Origin of the sequence: Pseudomonas sp. PvP027 (genome assembly GCF_017833005.1) — a bacterium.
Taxonomy (GTDB): Bacteria; Pseudomonadota; Gammaproteobacteria; order Pseudomonadales; family Pseudomonadaceae; genus Aquipseudomonas; species Aquipseudomonas congelans.
Genome location: NZ_JAFIBK010000001.1, coordinates 2,028,133 through 2,045,059 on the forward strand (window position 1 = coordinate 2,028,133; position 16,927 = coordinate 2,045,059).

The window sequence follows — 16,927 nt, forward strand, 5'->3', positions numbered from 1 at the left end:
ATCCATTGTCCAACCGGCATTGCGTCACACATTATCTGATCAGAGCCGCGATCAATTAACGGATCACTCGACAGGAAATCAGATGACCTCATCCAGCCAGCGTCTTGCCTTGCTTGAAGCAGTTGTCGAACAGTCATTCAATGCCGTATTGATCACCGACGCCAATCTGGCCAATGGCGGCCCCTTCATTGTGTACGTCAATCCGGCATTCTGCTCCATGACCGGCTACACGGCCGAGGCATTGATCGGTGCTTCGCCGCGAATCCTGCAAGGCCCGGACACCGATCCTCAAGTGATCGAGCGGATGCGCGAATGCCTGAGCGAGAGTCTTTTTTTCGAAGGGTCGACGGTCAATTACCGCGCGGACGGAAGTCCTTATATCGTCGAATGGAAGATTTCTCCGGTGCGCGACGATGCAGGCACGGTGTGCAACTTTGTCTCCGTGCAGCAAAACATCAGCCCGCGCATCCGCGCCGAACGTGAGCAACACCTGCTGGCGCAGGCACTGAACGCTGCGCTTGATCCGATTATCATCACCGACTGCAATTCCACCATCGTGTTTGCCAATGAAGCCTTTCAGCAGATCACGGGCTACAGCAGCAGCGAAATTATCGGCGAAAACCCGCGGATGCTGCGCTCCGGAAAACACGATGAGGCGTTCTATGCGCAATTCAGGGAAGCGCTGAAGAGTGGCGCCCCGCTGCGCACGACCTTCATCAACAAGCGCAAGGATGGCTCGTTGTTCTATGCGGAACACAGCATTTCTCCGCTGTGTAACCTGGAGGGCGCAATCACCCACTACGTCAGCATCAGCCAGGATGTGACAACACGCCTGGGCCGGGAACAAAAGTTGCTGGAGATTGCTCACAGCGATCCGCTGACCGGGCTGGATAACCGCCGCTCCGCCGAGCATATGCTTGAGAGACAGATACCTGCGGTGAGCATGTCGGGCAAGCCGTTCAGCCTGATCATCTGCGATATCGATCATTTCAAGGCGGTCAATGACCGATACGGCCATCCTGCCGGCGACAGCGTAATCACCAGTGTTGCGGCCATTCTCAAACAGCGGATCCGCCTGATGGACATCGCCGCTCGATGGGGAGGAGAAGAGTTTCTGATTCTGGTGCCCGACAGCTCGTTGAGACAGGCTGCCGAACTCGCGGAGCGCATTCGCAACAGCGTTGAAAACCTGGTGATCCCGGAAACAGGGTCGGTGACCATTTCCCTTGGCGTTGCAGAACTCAGCGCCGGGGAAACGGCTGCCAGCCTCATTCAGCGCGCAGACAAGGCGCTTTATCAGGCCAAGCGTCTGGGCCGCAACCGAGTTGAGTGCGCTTAGTAAAGATCCGGTATTACTCGCTCCCCGCGTCGTGTGCCTGCGCTTCGAAATAAAAACCCTCATCGAAACCGGGCCTGTCATTGCAACAGGCCCGGACGTCGTGTCAGAGCTTCGGCAGCTGTCCGATACGCCCCATCATCTCAGTGACGATCTGCAGATCCAGCAAGAACTGCCCGGTGGTCTTGAACTCGTTATCCGTATGACCGGTGTATTTGACTTCGGGTCTTGCCAGGCCGAACTGCACCCCATTGGGCAATGAATGGACCGACGTCGCGCCAGCCGAGGTGCCAAAGGTGTGCTCCATACCGAGATTTTCACTGGCGACAGCGAGCAGCGCCTTGACCCACTCACCCTCGGGGTTGCGGTACATCGGCTCGGCAATGGAATAGTCGAACGCTGGCTTGATAGCGGTTTTCGTACTCCAGGCCGCGAGCTTTTCGGCGATTTCGGATTTGAGCTCCTGCGGGGACTTGCCCTTTGGCACACGCAGATTGACCGCAAGTTTGAATGCCTTTTCATCCATTGCGACGTACGTCAGGGATGCCGTCAGAGGCCCCATGAAGTCGTCGGAGAACCCGACGCCCAACTTGCTGCCCAGGTAATCTAGCCCCCAGTTGTCGGCGGCATAGCGAGCAGCGTCAGTGATCTGGTTGTGTTTGAGCGCAACCTTGCCCTGCAGACTGTTGATGAAGTCCAGCATCCTCGCGACCGGGTTGACGCCGGACTGGGGTGCCGATGAGTGCGCGGAAACACCGGTCACGGTCAGTTTGACGTCCTTGCCGTCGACCTTGGCATCGACCTCGAAGTCACCGCCATTGCTTTTCACGTACTCGGCACCGGCCTGTTGCAGGCTGGCAGCAAGCTCGGCAGGCTTGTCGGTCAGCAGCGTGGCGACCGACTTCGATGGAATCTGATTGGTAGCCATGCCCCCGGTCATTGAAACGATCTCGGCCCCCTCGCCTTCAGCCTTGCGTCGGGCAAAGCTCGCCATGACCGTGCCGTAACCTTTTTCGGCAATCACGACCGGGTAACCGCCATCCAGCGCCAGGTTGTAGGCAGGCGTCGGGTTACGCTCGAAATAGTAAGGGATGGCGTCACCGGCCGTTTCTTCCGTGGTATCGATCAGCAACTTGAAGTTTCTGGCCAGCGGCAGTTTTTCTTCCTTGATGACTTTCATGGCATAGAGCGCAACCACAATACCGTTCTTATCGTCCTCGGTGCCGCGTCCATACATGCGATCACCGATCAGCGTCACCTTGAACGGGTCCAGACGAGTGCCGTCAGGCAAGACCCAGTTGTCCGGCGTGACCGGTACAACATCGGCATGCACATGAATGCCCACCACTTCATCACCGACCCCGTCGAGCGAGACTTCATACACACGATTATCGACGTTGCGGAACTTCAGATCGAAGCCTTCGGCAAGGCGCTTGATCGTGTCGGCGATCTTTATGAACGCCGGGTTTTCGTGCTGGGCAACGCCGTCGACACGAACCGTGGGAATGGCCACCAGCTCACGCAGGGTTTCAGTGGCCGCGCTGCCGTACTTCATGCGGGTATAAAGACCGAGCAGGCGATGAATATCGTTTTGTTGCGCTTCGGAAAGTTGTTTGTTGTCGAGAAAGGCACTGATGGCCGGGCCAAAATCAGCAGTTTTAACCACATCAGCGTTGGCAAGACTGTTCAGAAACTGCCTGAAGTCCTTTACCGATGTCTCACTGAACGTCTTGAGAATAATGGCGCTCTGTTGTGCAGTGACGTTGGCATTGGCCAGACTGGTGAACGACGAGAGACTGGCCAGTATCAGGGTGGAGACGGCCAGTTTTTTGAGTGACAAGTTCATTATTGAAGGCATTCCTTGGCAGGCAAAGCACGAATTTTCTGATCGTTTGATCAGGAAGCTTTTCAACTTACACCAAGAGCAATGATGCGAGAATCCCCTTTTAAATCGAAGCGATGCACTGGAGTGCTCATATGATCAAGCTGCTGATGCGCCTGAAAGCGCGCTTCGACCGAAAGCCCAAGACGCAACAACCTGTCCGGTTGCCGCCAGCGCAGCCTGCCGATCAGCAAGCTCCCCTATCACGCGTACAGGAAAATCTGGCGTGGCTGCCAGTCTATAGAGAGCCGGAGCCACTGCGTCTCCGGCCACCAGCCTGCCCGCCCTTGGGGCAACAGGACGAACCGCTGCGAGCTCGCTATCACGCCTATGTTGCGCAAATGGAACAGGCTGATCCGGCCAGTCAGGACGAGTCATGCCGTGAAACAGGACGGCAGTTGGCCAGAGAGCTGCAGTCAGCGGCAATCGACATCGTCACGTCTAAAGCCGAACACTCGCCGGATGTTTACTGGCTGACTCAATCAGCGGCAATCGCTTCACTGTTTGCCGACGGCGCGCAATCGGACGCGTTTCAACGCTATCAAGAATATGTGCGGCACTACAAAGACCAGCAACTGACGGCCGGGCAAGTCTGGGCGTTTGATATTTATGTGGCCGAACATACGCCAAGGCAGGTCAGGACATTCCTGCCACACCCCTCAAGCGCGACACGTTTGCCTGATGAACCCGCGCCGGGGCCCGACGATATTGACCAGCTACTCTCCTACCTGCCCCTGCTGTACCCAGACGGCGTGGCGATCAAGACTTATATCGTCAGGGAAAACACCTATTGGCCAGACTACTTTCCGGTAGTCGAAGCGTTTTATCGCGCGGTGGCCAAAGACTGCTGGTGTGACATTGATTACCTTAATCATGGCGCGGCGGACATGCTCGATGACGACCTCTATATCGCCCAGGCAAACCTCGCTGATATGCAAACCCTGCTGACCTACTGCATCAGAGGCGAGCGTTTTTGCGATGGACACCATGGCGCGATGATTGAAAAAGGCTACGTGCTGAAGATCCTGCGCAGGCTGGCGGTATTGCGCGAGGATTGAAGTTCACGTTAAGCAGGCGGTGTGCCGGACAATGCGCGGCCGTGTTGCAAGATGCCGTCAACCACAACCCGGGGTTGATCATTGGCAATCTGTGCGTCTGTAAGCCACTTCCTCATGTAGTCACTTCCTTCAAACGGACTGCGCGTACACGAGCGACATAAAGGCCAACCACACAATCAACCGCAGTGAATTCTTCCTTTTCTGAACACTCCGAACAGTACCGAGCGAATTTTCCGGATCATTCGCTCCCCCACTTGAGGAAAATCCGAATGACCATCACATTCAAAGTTGGCGACGCTGTACGCTGGAATTCCGAGGCAGGCGAAGTGCATGGCAAAGTCACCAAAGTACATGTGAAAGACGTGGAGTTCATGGGCAAACATCGGCCCGCCTCAAGGGACGATCCGCAGTACGAAGTGAAGAGCGACAAGACCGGTCACTCGGCGATGCATCATGGAGATGCTCTCAAGCACGCGTGACTGCCCTGCACCGGGCCAGGCACGCTGCAGCGCCCGATTTACTCATGCGATAAAGAGAGCTTTACCGATTGGCGCACCTGCACCCGAAACGGATGCAGGCACGATGTATCAGATCACGCCGCAGGCAGCACGATCACCGCCACCGCCCAGAGGTGCGGGGTGGTCGGAATGGTTATCACCGCCCGCGTGAACCATCAGCGCGTGGCCTTTGATTTCCGAGAGTTTCTTCAGGCGTGGGGCGAGAACCGGGTAACTCGCGGTGCCGTCAGTGGCCACGTACAGCGCAGGCAGGTCGCCTAGATGGCCATCGGCGTAAGGCCCCAGGTGCTTGCCGGTCTTGGCCGGGTCGAAGTGACCGCCAGCCGCGAGGGCTGCGACCTTCTTGCCGTCCTTGGTACCTGCTTCGCAACTGCCGTTTTCATGCACATGAAAACCGTGGATGCCCGCAGGCAGCGCCTTCAGATTCGGCGTGAACAGCAAGCCGTATTGCGTTTCGCTTACTGTCACGCTGCCGATAGGTTTGGGGGCGCCGTCAGCGCTGACCAGATTGATCGGAACGTCCAGCGATGCAGCCTGAACACCGAAAGAGAAAACGCCAAGCAGACCTAGCAGAAGATGAGGTTTCATAATTTCAATGCGTCCCTGATCTGATAATCGAATTGAACGTGGCGCCAGACAGCGCTGGACGCTGCACAGCACGAACGTCTTTCATGCCACAGAGGATGTGACCACAGACCTGCGAACTTGATGCAAGGAAATGAGCGGGACCGCCGGGAAAGTAATGCAAAACATCACGACTGGCCTGCCGATACCAGGGTCGGCAGGCCAGCGCTGTTCACCTGTGCCCGGTTAGCAGCACAGTGGTGCAGATCAGATATCCAGGCAGATCTTGCCGAAATGCTGATTGGTTTCCTGATAACGGAACGCTTCGACGATGTCGGTCATCGGGAAGGAACGGTCCATGACCGGGCGCATGCCGTTGGCATCAATGGCACGGATCATGTCCTGCTGCTGGGTGCGACTGCCCACCAGCACGCCCTGCATGCGCAGTTGTTTGACCAGCGCCGGGACGAACTCCAGTTGACCGGCAACACCGCTCAGAATGCCGATGACCGAGATGTGGCCAGCGACCCGTGCCGCATTCATGGACTGCTGCAGTGTCGATGGACCGCCCACGTCGATGATGTGATCCACACCACGGCCGCCGGTCAGCTTGCGGGCAGTCTCGCCCCAGTTGCTGTCCTTGCGGTAGTTGATCAGGTGGTCGGCGCCCATGGCTTGCAGACGCTCAAGCTTTTCATCACTCGACGACGTCGCGATAACGGTAGCGCCGACCATCTTGGCGAACTGCAGCGCGAAGATCGATACACCACCAGTGCCCTGTACCAGAACGGTATCGCCGGCTTTCAACGCGTCATCGACCATCAGCGCACGCCACGCGGTCAGGCCGGCGGTGGTCAGCGTGGACGCTTCGGCGTGGCTGTAGCCCTTGGGTGCATGGGTGAACGAAGTGGCACGGGCAGTCACCTGCTCGCGGGCATAACCGTCGACGCCATCACCCGGTACAGTGACAAAACCTTCAACCAGCGGCTCGCCGCTGATCCATTCAGGGAAGAACGTGCTGACCACGGAGTCGCCCACTGCGAACTCGCTGACGCCCTCGCCTACTGCGGTGACTACGCCTGCACCGTCGGCCATGGGAATGCGTTTTTCCGTCGGTGCCCACATGCCGGTGACGACCGCGAAGTCGTGATAGTTGAGCGAGTTGGCATGCAGACGCACAGTAATCTCGCCGGCTTTCGGTGCAAGCACTTCGCTTTCGCCAACGCTGACCTGATCGTAGCCGCCGCCAGCCTGCACATAGATGGTTGTATTGCTCATGGTCAATCTCCTATCAATTCAACATTACGCAAAATGACGAAATGTATAAGTAACGCTCAAAGCCTAGAGTTCTTTCTTGAGCCTGTCGGCAAACCGGTCGATGGCCTGCTCGTCACGACGAAAATACGTCCACTTGCCGATCCTGGTCGCCTGAACCAACCCGGCACGTTGCAGGATGGCCAGATGCGCGGACGCGGTAGAAGCCGACAGGCTGGCCTTGGCCTGAATGTGCGACACGCACACGCCTATCGCCGGATCACCGTGGTCCTGGGGAGGGAAATGGGCTTGCGGGTTTTTCAGCCACTCCATGATCAACATGCGAGTGTCATTGCCGACCGCTTTGATTTGCTCAAGAATCATGGGGCACAACATTACGCTTTTTTACGAAATGTTCAACCCCTGATTTATGCTCTTCCGCCAACTGCATGTTTTGATTACGGCTTCACATCGGCCTGACAAATGAAGCAATCTGTCGACTCCAATAAAACCGACTGCACCGCTGAGAGCATCCAGACTCATGATGAATCTTAAACACAGCGCACTGACCGCCCTGCTGCTGGGCATCACAGGCATGGCTCACGCTCAGGACTACACCTCGCATCTGGACAAGGTGCTGCAGGCCGGCCAGTTGGCTGTCTGCACCACTGGCGACTACAAGCCCTACACCCTGCTGCGCGAAGACGGTGAATACGAAGGCATTGATATCACCATGGCCCGTTCACTGGCCAAGAGCCTGGGGGTAAATGTGCAGTGGGTGCCCACCACGTGGAAAAACCTGATGCCGGACATGGTGGCCGGTAAGTGCGACATCGGTATGGGTGGCATCTCGGTGAGTCTGGAACGCCAGAAAAAGGCTTTTTTCAGCAACACGCTGGATGTGGATGGCAAAATCCCGCTGGTGCGCTGCGCCGATCAGGCCCTGTATCAGACCGTCGAACAGATCAACCAGCCCTCGGTGCGTTTGATTGAACCAGCCGGTGGCACCAATGAAGCTTTCGCTCGCGCTCATCTGCCAAAGGCGTCCCTGGCATTTCACGACAACAAGACCATCTTCCAGGAGCTGCTGGACAAGAAAGCGGATGTGATGATCACCGACGCTTCCGAAGCGCTCTACCAGCAGAAGCGCATGCCCGGCTTATGCGCGGTCAATCCGACCCGGTACATGCAATACGGCGAAAAGGCCTACCTGTTGCCACGCGACGATGTCACCTGGAAAGGCTACGTGGACCAGTGGCTGCATCTGAGCAAAGCGACCGGCGAGTATCAGCAGGCGCTGGGAGAGTGGCTGGCAGTGCCCGCCGAGTAACTTTGAAGCGGTTTTTCCGGGCACGGCCTTCGACGTCCTGCTGTGCAATGGTTGCAAGGCGTGTCCGGGTGAAATAGCGTGTTGCAGCAACTCCCACTGGAAGGCAGCCAACGAGCATGAAGCCCAGCAAACCCATCACCCGTGCGTACTGTGTGGAACTGCAGCAGGAGCTGTCGATCGCCGCTGCCCGACGTGAATACTTCTCCCAGGAGCCGCCACGCGCACGCTTCGAGTTTCTCTGCTCCACCGAGGCTTGCCGGGCAATGGGGGCGAAAGTCACCGGGGTTCGTTACGACGTGAAGCCACAAGACAACCCGACCTTCGTCGCCGCGCACTTTCGCGCCAATCCGCATTACGACCATCACTCGAGCTGCGAATGGGTGGATGAGCGCGCAGAGGCAGAGGAGGAACCGAACGATCCGCTCGAAGAAACCGATGTACAGACGCGCCTGCGCAAGGCCAAACGCAAGCTGGATGATTACATCGATGTATTCGACCCGGTCATCAAGACGCCAGTCAAGGACGAGTCCGGCCCGGAAAAGCCCGCTGCCGGCAGTCAGCAACCTGCGGCAAAGCCTCCAGCCACAGAGCCCGCCAAGCCACCGGTTTCTCGCTATAGCGAAACCCGCACCAACAATCTAGAGCGGCTGGTGGACAGCTATCGGCAGGCCAAGGCCGAGCTGTCACTGGAAGACTTCAAGCTGCTGAAGCTGAAAATCCCGGGCCAGGGCGAGGTTTCGCTGCGCTCGTATTTTCGCCACATCAAATACGCGCAATCAGGCGATAACGGCCGGGTGCTGTTCGGAGGCGGCCTGATCGAGCAGCGTTACGGGCTGGGCTTCAAGTTCAGGTTCTTCGACCGTCTCGATGGCAAACTGGTGACGCTCTACGTGTCGCCTGCGCAGATGCAGGCCTATCGCTCCAGCCGCTACATCAGTGAGCTGCTGAGCCATGCGGACGACGTGAAGTTTTTCACCGTGTATGCGCTGGGAACGGTCACACAGAGCCCGTCAGGCAAGAGCTATGGCCTGGAGGTCGACGACCTGCGGCATCTGGCGATTGTGCTGGGGCCGGCGAAAGAGCCGGTTGAGGAAGGGAAAACACCTGAGTCCTGAACCTGTGGTCGAGGATCGTTCCAGCGTTCGACGCAGGAACGATCCGGGTCAGGTCATCAGACCTTGACGATCCAGCCGGCTGGCGCCTCGATGTCACCGGACTGAACGCCGGTCAGCTCCTTGTACAGACGCTGGGTCACAGGACCGACTTCGGTCTGGCTGTAGAACACGTGCAGGTTGTCCTTGTAGGAAATCCCGCCGATCGGGGTAATGACCGCAGCCGTACCGCATGCGCCCGCTTCCTTGAACTCGCCGAGCTGGTCGATGAACACATCACCCTCTTCGACCGTCAGGCCCAGACGGGATTTGGCCAGTTCGATCAACGACAGACGGGTGATCCCCGGCAGCACCGATGGCGACTTGGGCGTCAGGAACACATCGTCCCTGGTGATGGCAAAGAAGTTGGCCGAACCCACTTCCTCGATCTTGGAGTGGGTCTGCGGATCGAGGTAGATGCAATCTGCAAAGCTGTGCTTCTTGGCTTCGGAACCGGGCATCAGGCTGGCAGCGTAGTTACCGCCGACCTTGGCCGCACCTGTACCGTTGGGCGCAGCGCGGTCGTAGCCGGAGATCACGAAATTGTTCGGCTTCAGGCCACCTTTGAAATAGGCGCCCACCGGAATGCAGAAAATCGAGAAGATGAACTCAGGCGCCGTGCGCACGCCGATGTTGTCACCCACACCGATGACAAACGGGCGCAGGTACAGCGCGCCGCCGGAACCGTAAGGCGGGATGAAGCGTTCGTTGGCCTTGACCACCTGCTTGCAGGCTTCAATGAATACATCGGTCGGGACGTGGGGCATCAACAGGCGGGAGCAGCTGCGCTGCATGCGCTGGGCGTTCTGGTCGGGACGGAACAGATTGATCGAGCCATCCTTGCAGCGGTAGGCCTTGAGGCCCTCGAAGCATTGCTGACCATAATGCAGCGCAGTCGACCCTTCGCTGATATGCAGCGTGTTGTCGTCGGTCAGAGAGCCCTGATCCCAAGCACCGTCGCGCCAATGAGAAAGGTAGCGCTTGTCAGTCTTGATGTAATCAAAACCCAGAGTGTCCCAGTTGATGCTTTCTTGACTCATAACGCCCTCTATCATTTTAGCGACTGCCTGGTCGAGTCAGGCCAATGCCTTATTCTGCCAGATCATTCAGGCCATGAGGCTCGAAATAAATGCAAACCGACATGGCATTTCTGAATGAGGCTTGCGGGCAGTCGCCTCATGAGTCCAGCGATCACCCTACCGGGAGTGGAGGCGATACCTGACGCTGGCGAATGTAGTCGATAAATGTGTCCATATCCGAACTGCACAGTGTTCGTGCAACGGACTTGACCTCTTCAACAGGCCAGTCCCACCAGGCCGCCTGAAGCAGCAACTGGCGGATTTCCTCGTCGAACCGCCAACGGATGAATTTGCAGGGGTTGCCTCCCACCACCGAATAGGGCGCTACGTCCCGAACGACCATCGCACCTGCCGCGACAATGGCGCCATGGCCGATGGTGACACCCGACACGATGGTTGCATTCGCGCAAATCCAGCAGTCGCTGCCGATCACCACATCGCCCTTGCTTGGCGCGTAATCCTGAATATCCGCGACTTGCGAGACCATCGCCGGGAACGGGTATGTGGTAATCCAGTCCGTGCGATGTTCGCCGCCCAGTAGAACTTTCACGCCCTGGGCAATGGATGTGTAAGCACCGACCCTGAACACCGCGTCGTCACCGAAGTCGACAATATCCGGGATGCCATAAGTCCCCACGCCGACGACCGCACGCGGGTATTTCAATCTGATTTTTTCGGCATGCCTGTCCAGCTTGTCCATCTTGCGCAACTGCTTGCGTATTTTTCTATTTTTCAACAGCTCGATGAATTTCATATCTTCAATCACATGTTCTTGGACCAGGCCGCACCTACCGATAGCTCAACAGCAAACGCTTGCAGCGCCGCAAGGTCGTTCTATCGATATGCCTCCATGGTATGGAAAACAACAGACTCCAGGCATATCGCTTGTCCGCAACCGCTGCATATTTCAAGGCTTTGTTGATGGCCTGCGTACGGCCGCTCTGGTATTCGCGATGATCCCGATAAGGCTCGATGCTTTTCAGATCAGCCTCAAGCAACACCTTGTACTTGCGCGAAAGGTTGTTCGGATGACGTCGATAGCGCGTGACGATCTCGGGGAGCACATGAATTTCATAGCCCAGGTGAGCGATTTTCAGTGTCGCCTGAAAATCCTGAACCCTTATCTGCGGATCATAGCCGCCCGCGTCCTTAATGGCCTTCATGCGGTACAGCGCGACCGGCGCACCGACGACCACCGCACCGCGCAATATGTCGTCGAATGTCAGCCGCTCGATGTAATCGCGAGACTGATTTTTGATTTCCTTGCCGTCAGAGTCCATGTAGCTGATCAACGCGCCCACACAGCCTACTGCGGGATGATTGTCCAGATACTCGGCACGGATCCGCACCGATGAGGGAAGCATGATGTCATCCAGATCCGGCGTAGAGAGATAAACGCCTTTGGCGTACCGCAGACCATGGTTGAGGGCAGCACTGACGCCTTGATTGGCCTGACGGTAGAGTTGGAAAGGATAGCGTTGCTGCAGCGACTCGAGCATGGCAATGCTGTTGTCGGTAGAACCATCGTCAACGACGATGACTTCGAAGTTCTCGTAGTCCTGAGCAAAAATGCTCTGAATCGCGACCTCAAGAAATCGCTCGGCGTTGTAGCAAGGGGCAACGATGGAAACCAAAGGGCTGGGCCTCAGGTTCTGACTTTCTGAAGACATCATGGGTAGCAGCCATAATCATGATCAGCCCTGACGGGCTCGGAAACCGGATATATGTCACAGGTCGCTTGAAAACGGCACATCATGCGGCAAGCGCTCCTGTTTTTCCATGAAAGGTCAAAAACGTCCTGTGAACAGGCATTTACGGCCGCTAAAAACTGCAGACACGTCCTGTCTTTCAACCAGTGTAGATCGACACTCGAAAAAAAACCCCGCTCTTCGCAGAACGGGGTTTTTCAGGTCGCGTACCAAGTGGAATCAGAAGGCGTAAGTCACCAGCAATTCTTTTGTCACCTGAAAGTCGACCGACATCATCACGCTCAAGGCAGTGATGGTGAAGATCGAAAACACGAACAGCTTGCGAGCCCAGACAGTATCGTCAACGGCCTTGTAGCCCTTCCAGGCCATGTACAGCCAGTACATGCCCATACCTGCTGCTACAGCCAGGTAGTTGAGGCCCGCATAGCCACCGACGGTCAACATCAGGGTCGCTACGAGGAACGCCAGGATGTAGAGCATGATGTGGCGCTTGGTAACCAGAATGCCGCGCTTGACCGGCAGAACCGGAATCTTCGCAGCACGGTAATCATTGAAGCGGAAGATGGCGATTGCATACGAATGCGGCATCTGCCAAAGGCTGAACATCACCAGTAGCGTCAGGGCCGCAAAGTCGAAGCTGTTGCTCACTGCGCAGTAGCCAATCACCGGCGGCATTGCCCCCGACAGACTGCCCACCAGCGTGCCATGAACGGATCTGCGTTTCAGGTACAGGCTGTAAAGGCCGACGTAGATCACGAATCCGATCACTGCAAACAGTGCGGCCAACGGATTGGCCTCGGTGTACAGCAGGCCAACGCCTGCAATACCGAGCAGGGTTGCGTAGAGCAGCGCCAGTTTCAGTGAAACCAGGCCCTGCACCAGAACCCGGTTACGGGTTCTTTCCATTCGCTGATCGATATCGCGATCGATGCAGTTATTGAATACACAACCGGACGCAACGACCAGGGAAGTACCGATGACCGCAGCGAGGAACACGCCGAAATCGATATTTCCCTTGGAAGCCAGAAAAAAGCCACCTGCCACCGAAAGCACGTTACCGAAAATGATCCCCGGCTTGGTGATTTGGATAAAGTGCTTCAGTGACATCTGGTATTCCTCAATGCGCCATCATTTCGCGGTGGACGCTGAAAATGATCCACAGCGACAAGCCGACCAGCAGGACGATAACCATCGTGGTAAAGGCGAAGGCCATCACGTTGTTACGTTGCACGCTTGTGAAGTCCAGATGCAGGAAGTAATGCAGGTGCACCAGAATCTGGATGATCGCGAAGACCAGAACGATTGCGATCGTCATGTCCTTCGGCAGCGAAGGCGACATCACCAGGGCAAACGGAATGGCGGTCAGGATGATCGACAGTACGAAACCGATGATGTACGACTTCACTGAGCCATGACTATTGTCTTCAGCGGAGTGATGCGAATTTGACATTACAAAGCTCCCATCAGATAGACAACGGTGAACACGCCGATCCAGACAACGTCCAGGAAGTGCCAGAACAGGCTCAGGCAGCTCAGGCGCGTCTTGTTGGTGTTGGTCAGGCCCTTTTTCTGGACCTGGAACATCATGATCGCCATCCAGATCAGACCGCTGGTCACGTGGACGCCGTGCAGGCCTACCAGCGCGAAGAACGCTGACAGGAAGCCGCTGCGGCTCGGACCGTAGCCTTCGTGGATCAGGTGATGGAATTCATAGACTTCCATACCGATAAACGCAGCACCACACAGGAAGGTCAGTGCCAGCCAGCCCAATACCTGGCTTTTATTGCCCTTGTACAGTGCCAGCATGGCGAAGCCGTAAGTGATACTACTGACCAGCAGGAACGCGGTTTCCACAGCCACGAATGGCAGCAGGAAGATGTCCTGGCCCGACGGGCCGCCCGCGACACTGTTGACCATCACGGCGTACACCGCGAAGAACGAGGCGAACAACACGCAGTCGGTCATCAGGTACAGCCAGAAGCCGTAGACCGTCATGCCACCGCTGTCGTGGTGATCGTCATGCCCATGATCATGGTCGTGACCGTGATCCTGGGCTCCGGAGTTGATTGCAATATTTGACATTGTTTAAACCTGTTCCAGCGAGGACTTGACAGGAGTGTATGCACCGTTGGCCGCCAGGACCTTGTGATGCTCACCTTCAATACGCGCTACATCTTCAGCAGGCACCATGTAGCCTTGGTCGTCACGCATGGCGTGAGCAACGAAGACGGCAATGGTCGCAACCAGGCTTGCGCCTACCAGCCACCAGATGTGCCAGATGAATGCAAAGCCGAAGACCGTCAGCAACATACCCATGTACAGGCCGGTCGCCGTGTTGTTAGGCATGTGGATCGCCGAGTAGCGGGCAGGAACCTTGTAAGCGGTACCGACACGTTTAGCATCGGTGAACGGGTCGATGTCGTCAGCTTTTGGCAGCTCGGCAAAGTTGTAGAACGGTGGAGGCGATGAAGTGGACCATTCCAGAGTGTGGCCATTCCATGGGTCACCGGTCAGATCGCGGTTGCTGTCGCGGTCACGGATGCTCACGAACAGCTGGATAAGCTGCGAAGCGATACCCATGGCGATCAGCACGGCGCCGAACAGCGCGACGTCCAGGTAGATGTTCCACTCTGGCATGTCAGTAGCGTTCAGACGACGGGTCATGCCCAGGAAGCCCAGCGCGTACAGCGGCATGAATGCGACGAAGAAGCCGACGATCCAGAACCAGAACGCTGCCTTGCCCCACTTCTCGTTCAGGGTGAAACCGAACGCTTTAGGGAACCAGAACGCGAAGCCGGCGATGTAACCGAATACCGCACCGCCAATGATGACGTTGTGGAAGTGAGCGATCACGAACAGGCTGTTGTGCAGCACAAAGTCAGCACCCGGGATCGCCAACAGAACGCCGGTCATGCCGCCGATCGAGAAGGTGACCATGAAGCCCAGGGTCCAGAGCACCGGCGCAGTGAAGCGCAGACGGCCCTGATACATGGTGAACAGCCAGTTGAATAGCTTCACACCCGTCGGGATCGCGATCAGCATCGTCGCCAGACCGAAGAAGGCGTTGACGTTGGCACCCGCCCCCATGGTGAAGAAGTGGTGCAGCCAGACCATGAAGCCCAGGATACAGATCGCACCGGAGGCGAAGATCATCGACTTATGGCCGAACAGACGCTTGCCGGAGAACGTTGAGATGACTTCCGAGAACACACCGAATGCCGGCAGGATCAGGATGTACACCTCAGGGTGGCCCCACGCCCAGAACAGGTTCACGTACATCATGGGGTTACCGCCCATTTCGTTCGTGAAAATGTGGAAATCCAGGTAGCGGTCAAGGGTGAGGAACGCCAGGGTAGCGGTCAGGATCGGGAACGAAGCCACGATCAGGATGTTTGCCCAGGTGCAGGTCCAGGTGAAGATCGGCATGTCCATCAGTTTCATGCCAGGGGTACGCATTTTCAGAACGGTCACGAGGAAGTTGACCCCCGTCAGCGTCGTACCTAACCCGGATAACTGTAGCGCCCAGATGTAGTAGTCAACCCCCACGCCAGGACTGTATTGCAGCCCGGAAAGAGGCGGATACGCAACCCAGCCGGTCTTGGCGAATTCACCGACACCCAGAGACAGGTTGATCAGCAGCATGCCTGCGACCAGCAGCCAGAAGCTCAGGGAGTTCAGGAACGGGAACGCCACGTCGCGAGCGCCGATCTGCAGAGGCAGAACGATGTTCATCAGGCCCGTGAAGAACGGCATCGCCATGAAGATGATCATGATCACACCGTGAGCGGTGAAGATCTGGTCATAGTGCTCAGGCGGAAGGAACCCTTCAGCACCGTTCTGGGCCATCGCCAGTTGGGTACGCATCATGATCGCGTCGGCAAAACCGCGCAGCAGCATGACCATGGCAACGACGATGTACATCACGCCGATTTTCTTGTGGTCGACAGAGGTCAGCCACTCAGACCACAAGTACGTCCACTTGCGGAAATAGGTGATCAACCCGACAACCGCAATGCCGCCGAGCGCGATCATGGCAAGTGTCACCATGACTATGGGCTCGTGGAACGGCACCGCTTCCAGACTTAATTTGCCAAACATCGTTTACTCCTCTGCCCCAGCAGCTGAATTTTTGCCTTTTTCCGCACCAGCCTCACCGGCTACTTCCTTCTCACCAGCAACAACCTTCTTGCCCGGATTCATACCTTCATACTTGTCGATGACGATCTGGAACAGGTTCGGGGTGACCGAGGAAAAGAGTTCGACAGGGTTGCGTTCGCTCGGCTTGATCAACTCGGCATATTCGGCCGTGCCAAGCTTTTTGGGCGAGCTCTTGACTTCGCTGACCCAGCTGTCGAAATCAGCCTGGCTGGTAGCGATGGCCTTGAACTTCATGCCGGTAAAGCCTGCGCCACTGTAGTTGGCCGAAATACCGTTGAATTCGTGATTCTCGTTGGCGATGAGGTGCAGCTTGGTGTGCATGCCCGCCATCGCGTAGATCTGACCACCCAGGCCCGGGATGAAGAACGAGTTCATCACGCTGTCCGAGGTGACCTGGAAGTTGATCGGCGTCTTGGCAGGGAACACGATCTTGTTGACCGTGGCGATGCCGTAGTCCGGGTAGACGAATACCCATTTCCAGTCAACCGAGATCGCCTGGATGGTGATCGGCTTGACGTCCGAATCAAGCGGACGGTAAGGGTCCAGCGAGTGAGTCGAGACGTAAGTGATGTACCCCAGGAAGACCAGCAACAGCATGGGTACGCCCCAGACTGCGATTTCGATCTTGGTGGAGTGAGACCAGTCCGGCGTGTACTTGGCGGCCTTGTTCGATGCGCGATACTTCCAGGCGAAGATCAGGGTCATCAGGATGACCGGGATAACGACAATCAGCATCAGCAGCGTTGCGATTATGATCAGGTTCCGCTGCTCGATACCCACCTGCCCTTTTGGATCGAGCAGAGGTACGCCATCGCATCCACTGAGCAAAAGCATACAGAAAAGGGCCAAGAAGCCAAAAAACCTGGGGTACCTTTTTTTACTCATTTC

Annotated in this window: 17 protein-coding genes; 5 read left to right on the forward strand and 12 right to left on the reverse strand. The window is 56.8% G+C overall.

Features of this window, described 5'->3' with window-relative positions; translation table 11 throughout:
• Positions 1 to 82: 82 nt before the first annotated feature.
• Complete coding sequence (locus JOE33_RS08360; protein WP_010429034.1) at positions 83 to 1,339, forward strand: sensor domain-containing diguanylate cyclase; 1,257 nt, start codon at positions 83 to 85, stop codon at positions 1,337 to 1,339.
• A gap of 103 nt (positions 1,340 to 1,442) precedes the next feature.
• Here JOE33_RS08360 and JOE33_RS08365 read toward each other — a convergent pair whose 3' ends face one another.
• Positions 1,443 to 3,182: a dipeptidase gene (locus JOE33_RS08365; RefSeq protein ID WP_054992933.1), complete on the reverse strand. Its 1,740-nt coding sequence runs from the start codon at positions 3,180 to 3,182 to the stop codon at positions 1,443 to 1,445.
• Positions 3,183 to 3,313: 131 nt separating this feature from the next.
• Between JOE33_RS08365 and JOE33_RS08370 the strand changes: the two genes are divergently transcribed.
• Positions 3,314 to 4,276 carry a DUF6508 domain-containing protein gene (locus JOE33_RS08370; RefSeq protein WP_054992932.1) on the forward strand — a complete coding sequence of 321 codons (963 nt, stop codon included), beginning with the start codon at positions 3,314 to 3,316 and terminating at the stop codon, positions 4,274 to 4,276.
• A gap of 269 nt (positions 4,277 to 4,545) precedes the next feature.
• Entirely contained in the window at positions 4,546 to 4,755 is a 210-nt protein-coding gene (locus tag JOE33_RS08375) for a DUF2945 domain-containing protein (protein WP_032615743.1), read from the forward strand.
• Positions 4,756 to 4,863: 108 nt separating this feature from the next.
• Here the strand turns inward: JOE33_RS08375 and sodC are convergent, their stop codons facing one another.
• From sodC to JOE33_RS08390, 3 genes are all read right to left on the reverse strand, one after another.
• Positions 4,864 to 5,382: a superoxide dismutase family protein gene (gene sodC / locus JOE33_RS08380; protein WP_054992931.1), complete on the reverse strand. Its 519-nt coding sequence runs from the start codon at positions 5,380 to 5,382 to the stop codon at positions 4,864 to 4,866.
• Between the two features lie 243 nt (positions 5,383 to 5,625).
• Positions 5,626 to 6,636, reverse strand: a complete 1,011-nt coding sequence (locus tag JOE33_RS08385) for an NAD(P)-dependent alcohol dehydrogenase (RefSeq protein WP_032615747.1) — start codon at positions 6,634 to 6,636, stop codon at positions 5,626 to 5,628.
• A gap of 63 nt (positions 6,637 to 6,699) precedes the next feature.
• Complete coding sequence (locus JOE33_RS08390) at positions 6,700 to 7,008, reverse strand: helix-turn-helix transcriptional regulator (RefSeq protein WP_074594616.1); 309 nt, start codon at positions 7,006 to 7,008, stop codon at positions 6,700 to 6,702.
• A gap of 145 nt (positions 7,009 to 7,153) precedes the next feature.
• Here JOE33_RS08390 and JOE33_RS08395 point away from each other — a divergent pair, with 145 nt between their 5' ends.
• Together JOE33_RS08395 and JOE33_RS08400 are read left to right on the forward strand one after the other, a co-directional pair.
• Positions 7,154 to 7,942 carry a transporter substrate-binding domain-containing protein gene (locus JOE33_RS08395; protein WP_122693574.1) on the forward strand — a complete coding sequence of 263 codons (789 nt, stop codon included), beginning with the start codon at positions 7,154 to 7,156 and terminating at the stop codon, positions 7,940 to 7,942.
• Positions 7,943 to 8,058: 116 nt separating this feature from the next.
• Positions 8,059 to 9,057, forward strand: coding sequence for an ATPase (locus JOE33_RS08400; protein ID WP_122693573.1), 999 nt, complete (start codon positions 8,059 to 8,061; stop codon positions 9,055 to 9,057).
• A 56-nt stretch (positions 9,058 to 9,113) separates the two neighbouring features.
• Here the strand turns inward: JOE33_RS08400 and JOE33_RS08405 are convergent, their stop codons facing one another.
• The 8 genes from JOE33_RS08405 to cyoA form a co-directional block, all read right to left on the reverse strand.
• Positions 9,114 to 10,133: a branched-chain amino acid aminotransferase gene (locus JOE33_RS08405; protein WP_010429061.1), complete on the reverse strand. Its 1,020-nt coding sequence runs from the start codon at positions 10,131 to 10,133 to the stop codon at positions 9,114 to 9,116.
• 151 nt (positions 10,134 to 10,284) lie between these two features.
• Positions 10,285 to 10,926 carry a CatB-related O-acetyltransferase gene (locus tag JOE33_RS08410; protein ID WP_010429063.1) on the reverse strand — a complete coding sequence of 214 codons (642 nt, stop codon included), beginning with the start codon at positions 10,924 to 10,926 and terminating at the stop codon, positions 10,285 to 10,287.
• A gap of 34 nt (positions 10,927 to 10,960) precedes the next feature.
• On the reverse strand, positions 10,961 to 11,845 hold the full coding sequence (locus tag JOE33_RS08415; RefSeq protein ID WP_122530383.1) for a glycosyltransferase family 2 protein: 885 nt from the start codon (positions 11,843 to 11,845) through the stop codon (positions 10,961 to 10,963).
• A 255-nt stretch (positions 11,846 to 12,100) separates the two neighbouring features.
• Positions 12,101 to 12,988: a heme o synthase gene (cyoE, locus tag JOE33_RS08420; protein ID WP_003314082.1), complete on the reverse strand. Its 888-nt coding sequence runs from the start codon at positions 12,986 to 12,988 to the stop codon at positions 12,101 to 12,103.
• Positions 12,989 to 12,998: 10 nt separating this feature from the next.
• The gene (gene cyoD / locus JOE33_RS08425) at positions 12,999 to 13,331 is read right to left on the reverse strand and encodes a cytochrome o ubiquinol oxidase subunit IV (protein ID WP_002552345.1); all 333 of its coding nucleotides are present in this window, start codon (positions 13,329 to 13,331) and stop codon (positions 12,999 to 13,001) included.
• The gene (locus JOE33_RS08430; protein WP_187625130.1) at positions 13,331 to 13,963 is read right to left on the reverse strand and encodes a cytochrome o ubiquinol oxidase subunit III; all 633 of its coding nucleotides are present in this window, start codon (positions 13,961 to 13,963) and stop codon (positions 13,331 to 13,333) included. The genes cyoD and JOE33_RS08430 overlap by 1 nt, the downstream gene beginning before the upstream one ends.
• Before the next feature lie 3 nt (positions 13,964 to 13,966).
• Positions 13,967 to 15,979 carry a cytochrome o ubiquinol oxidase subunit I gene (gene cyoB, locus JOE33_RS08435; protein ID WP_187625131.1) on the reverse strand — a complete coding sequence of 671 codons (2,013 nt, stop codon included), beginning with the start codon at positions 15,977 to 15,979 and terminating at the stop codon, positions 13,967 to 13,969.
• 3 nt (positions 15,980 to 15,982) lie between these two features.
• Positions 15,983 to 16,924 (reverse strand): ubiquinol oxidase subunit II, encoded by a 942-nt coding sequence (cyoA, locus tag JOE33_RS08440; RefSeq protein WP_025990861.1) that lies wholly within the window; start codon positions 16,922 to 16,924, stop codon positions 15,983 to 15,985.
• Positions 16,925 to 16,927 lie beyond the last annotated feature (3 nt).

What these genes read in the sequence shown, in the direction of transcription:
- JOE33_RS08360 (WP_010429034.1), top strand. Translation starts at nt 83, where the DNA reads ATGACCTCATCCAGCCAGCGTCTTGCCTTGCTTGAAGCAGTTGTCGAA.
- JOE33_RS08365 (WP_054992933.1), bottom strand. Translation starts at nt 3,182, where the DNA reads ATGAACTTGTCACTCAAAAAACTGGCCGTCTCCACCCTGATACTGGCC.
- JOE33_RS08370 (WP_054992932.1), top strand. Translation starts at nt 3,314, where the DNA reads ATGATCAAGCTGCTGATGCGCCTGAAAGCGCGCTTCGACCGAAAGCCC.
- JOE33_RS08375 (WP_032615743.1), top strand. Translation starts at nt 4,546, where the DNA reads ATGACCATCACATTCAAAGTTGGCGACGCTGTACGCTGGAATTCCGAG.
- sodC (WP_054992931.1), bottom strand. Translation starts at nt 5,382, where the DNA reads ATGAAACCTCATCTTCTGCTAGGTCTGCTTGGCGTTTTCTCTTTCGGT.
- JOE33_RS08385 (WP_032615747.1), bottom strand. Translation starts at nt 6,636, where the DNA reads ATGAGCAATACAACCATCTATGTGCAGGCTGGCGGCGGCTACGATCAG.
- JOE33_RS08390 (WP_074594616.1), bottom strand. Translation starts at nt 7,008, where the DNA reads ATGTTGTGCCCCATGATTCTTGAGCAAATCAAAGCGGTCGGCAATGAC.
- JOE33_RS08395 (WP_122693574.1), top strand. Translation starts at nt 7,154, where the DNA reads ATGATGAATCTTAAACACAGCGCACTGACCGCCCTGCTGCTGGGCATC.
- JOE33_RS08400 (WP_122693573.1), top strand. Translation starts at nt 8,059, where the DNA reads ATGAAGCCCAGCAAACCCATCACCCGTGCGTACTGTGTGGAACTGCAG.
- JOE33_RS08405 (WP_010429061.1), bottom strand. Translation starts at nt 10,133, where the DNA reads ATGAGTCAAGAAAGCATCAACTGGGACACTCTGGGTTTTGATTACATC.
- JOE33_RS08410 (WP_010429063.1), bottom strand. Translation starts at nt 10,926, where the DNA reads ATGAAATTCATCGAGCTGTTGAAAAATAGAAAAATACGCAAGCAGTTG.
- JOE33_RS08415 (WP_122530383.1), bottom strand. Translation starts at nt 11,845, where the DNA reads ATGATGTCTTCAGAAAGTCAGAACCTGAGGCCCAGCCCTTTGGTTTCC.
- cyoE (WP_003314082.1), bottom strand. Translation starts at nt 12,988, where the DNA reads ATGTCACTGAAGCACTTTATCCAAATCACCAAGCCGGGGATCATTTTC.
- cyoD (WP_002552345.1), bottom strand. Translation starts at nt 13,331, where the DNA reads ATGTCAAATTCGCATCACTCCGCTGAAGACAATAGTCATGGCTCAGTG.
- JOE33_RS08430 (WP_187625130.1), bottom strand. Translation starts at nt 13,963, where the DNA reads ATGTCAAATATTGCAATCAACTCCGGAGCCCAGGATCACGGTCACGAC.
- cyoB (WP_187625131.1), bottom strand. Translation starts at nt 15,979, where the DNA reads ATGTTTGGCAAATTAAGTCTGGAAGCGGTGCCGTTCCACGAGCCCATA.
- cyoA (WP_025990861.1), bottom strand. Translation starts at nt 16,924, where the DNA reads ATGAGTAAAAAAAGGTACCCCAGGTTTTTTGGCTTCTTGGCCCTTTTC.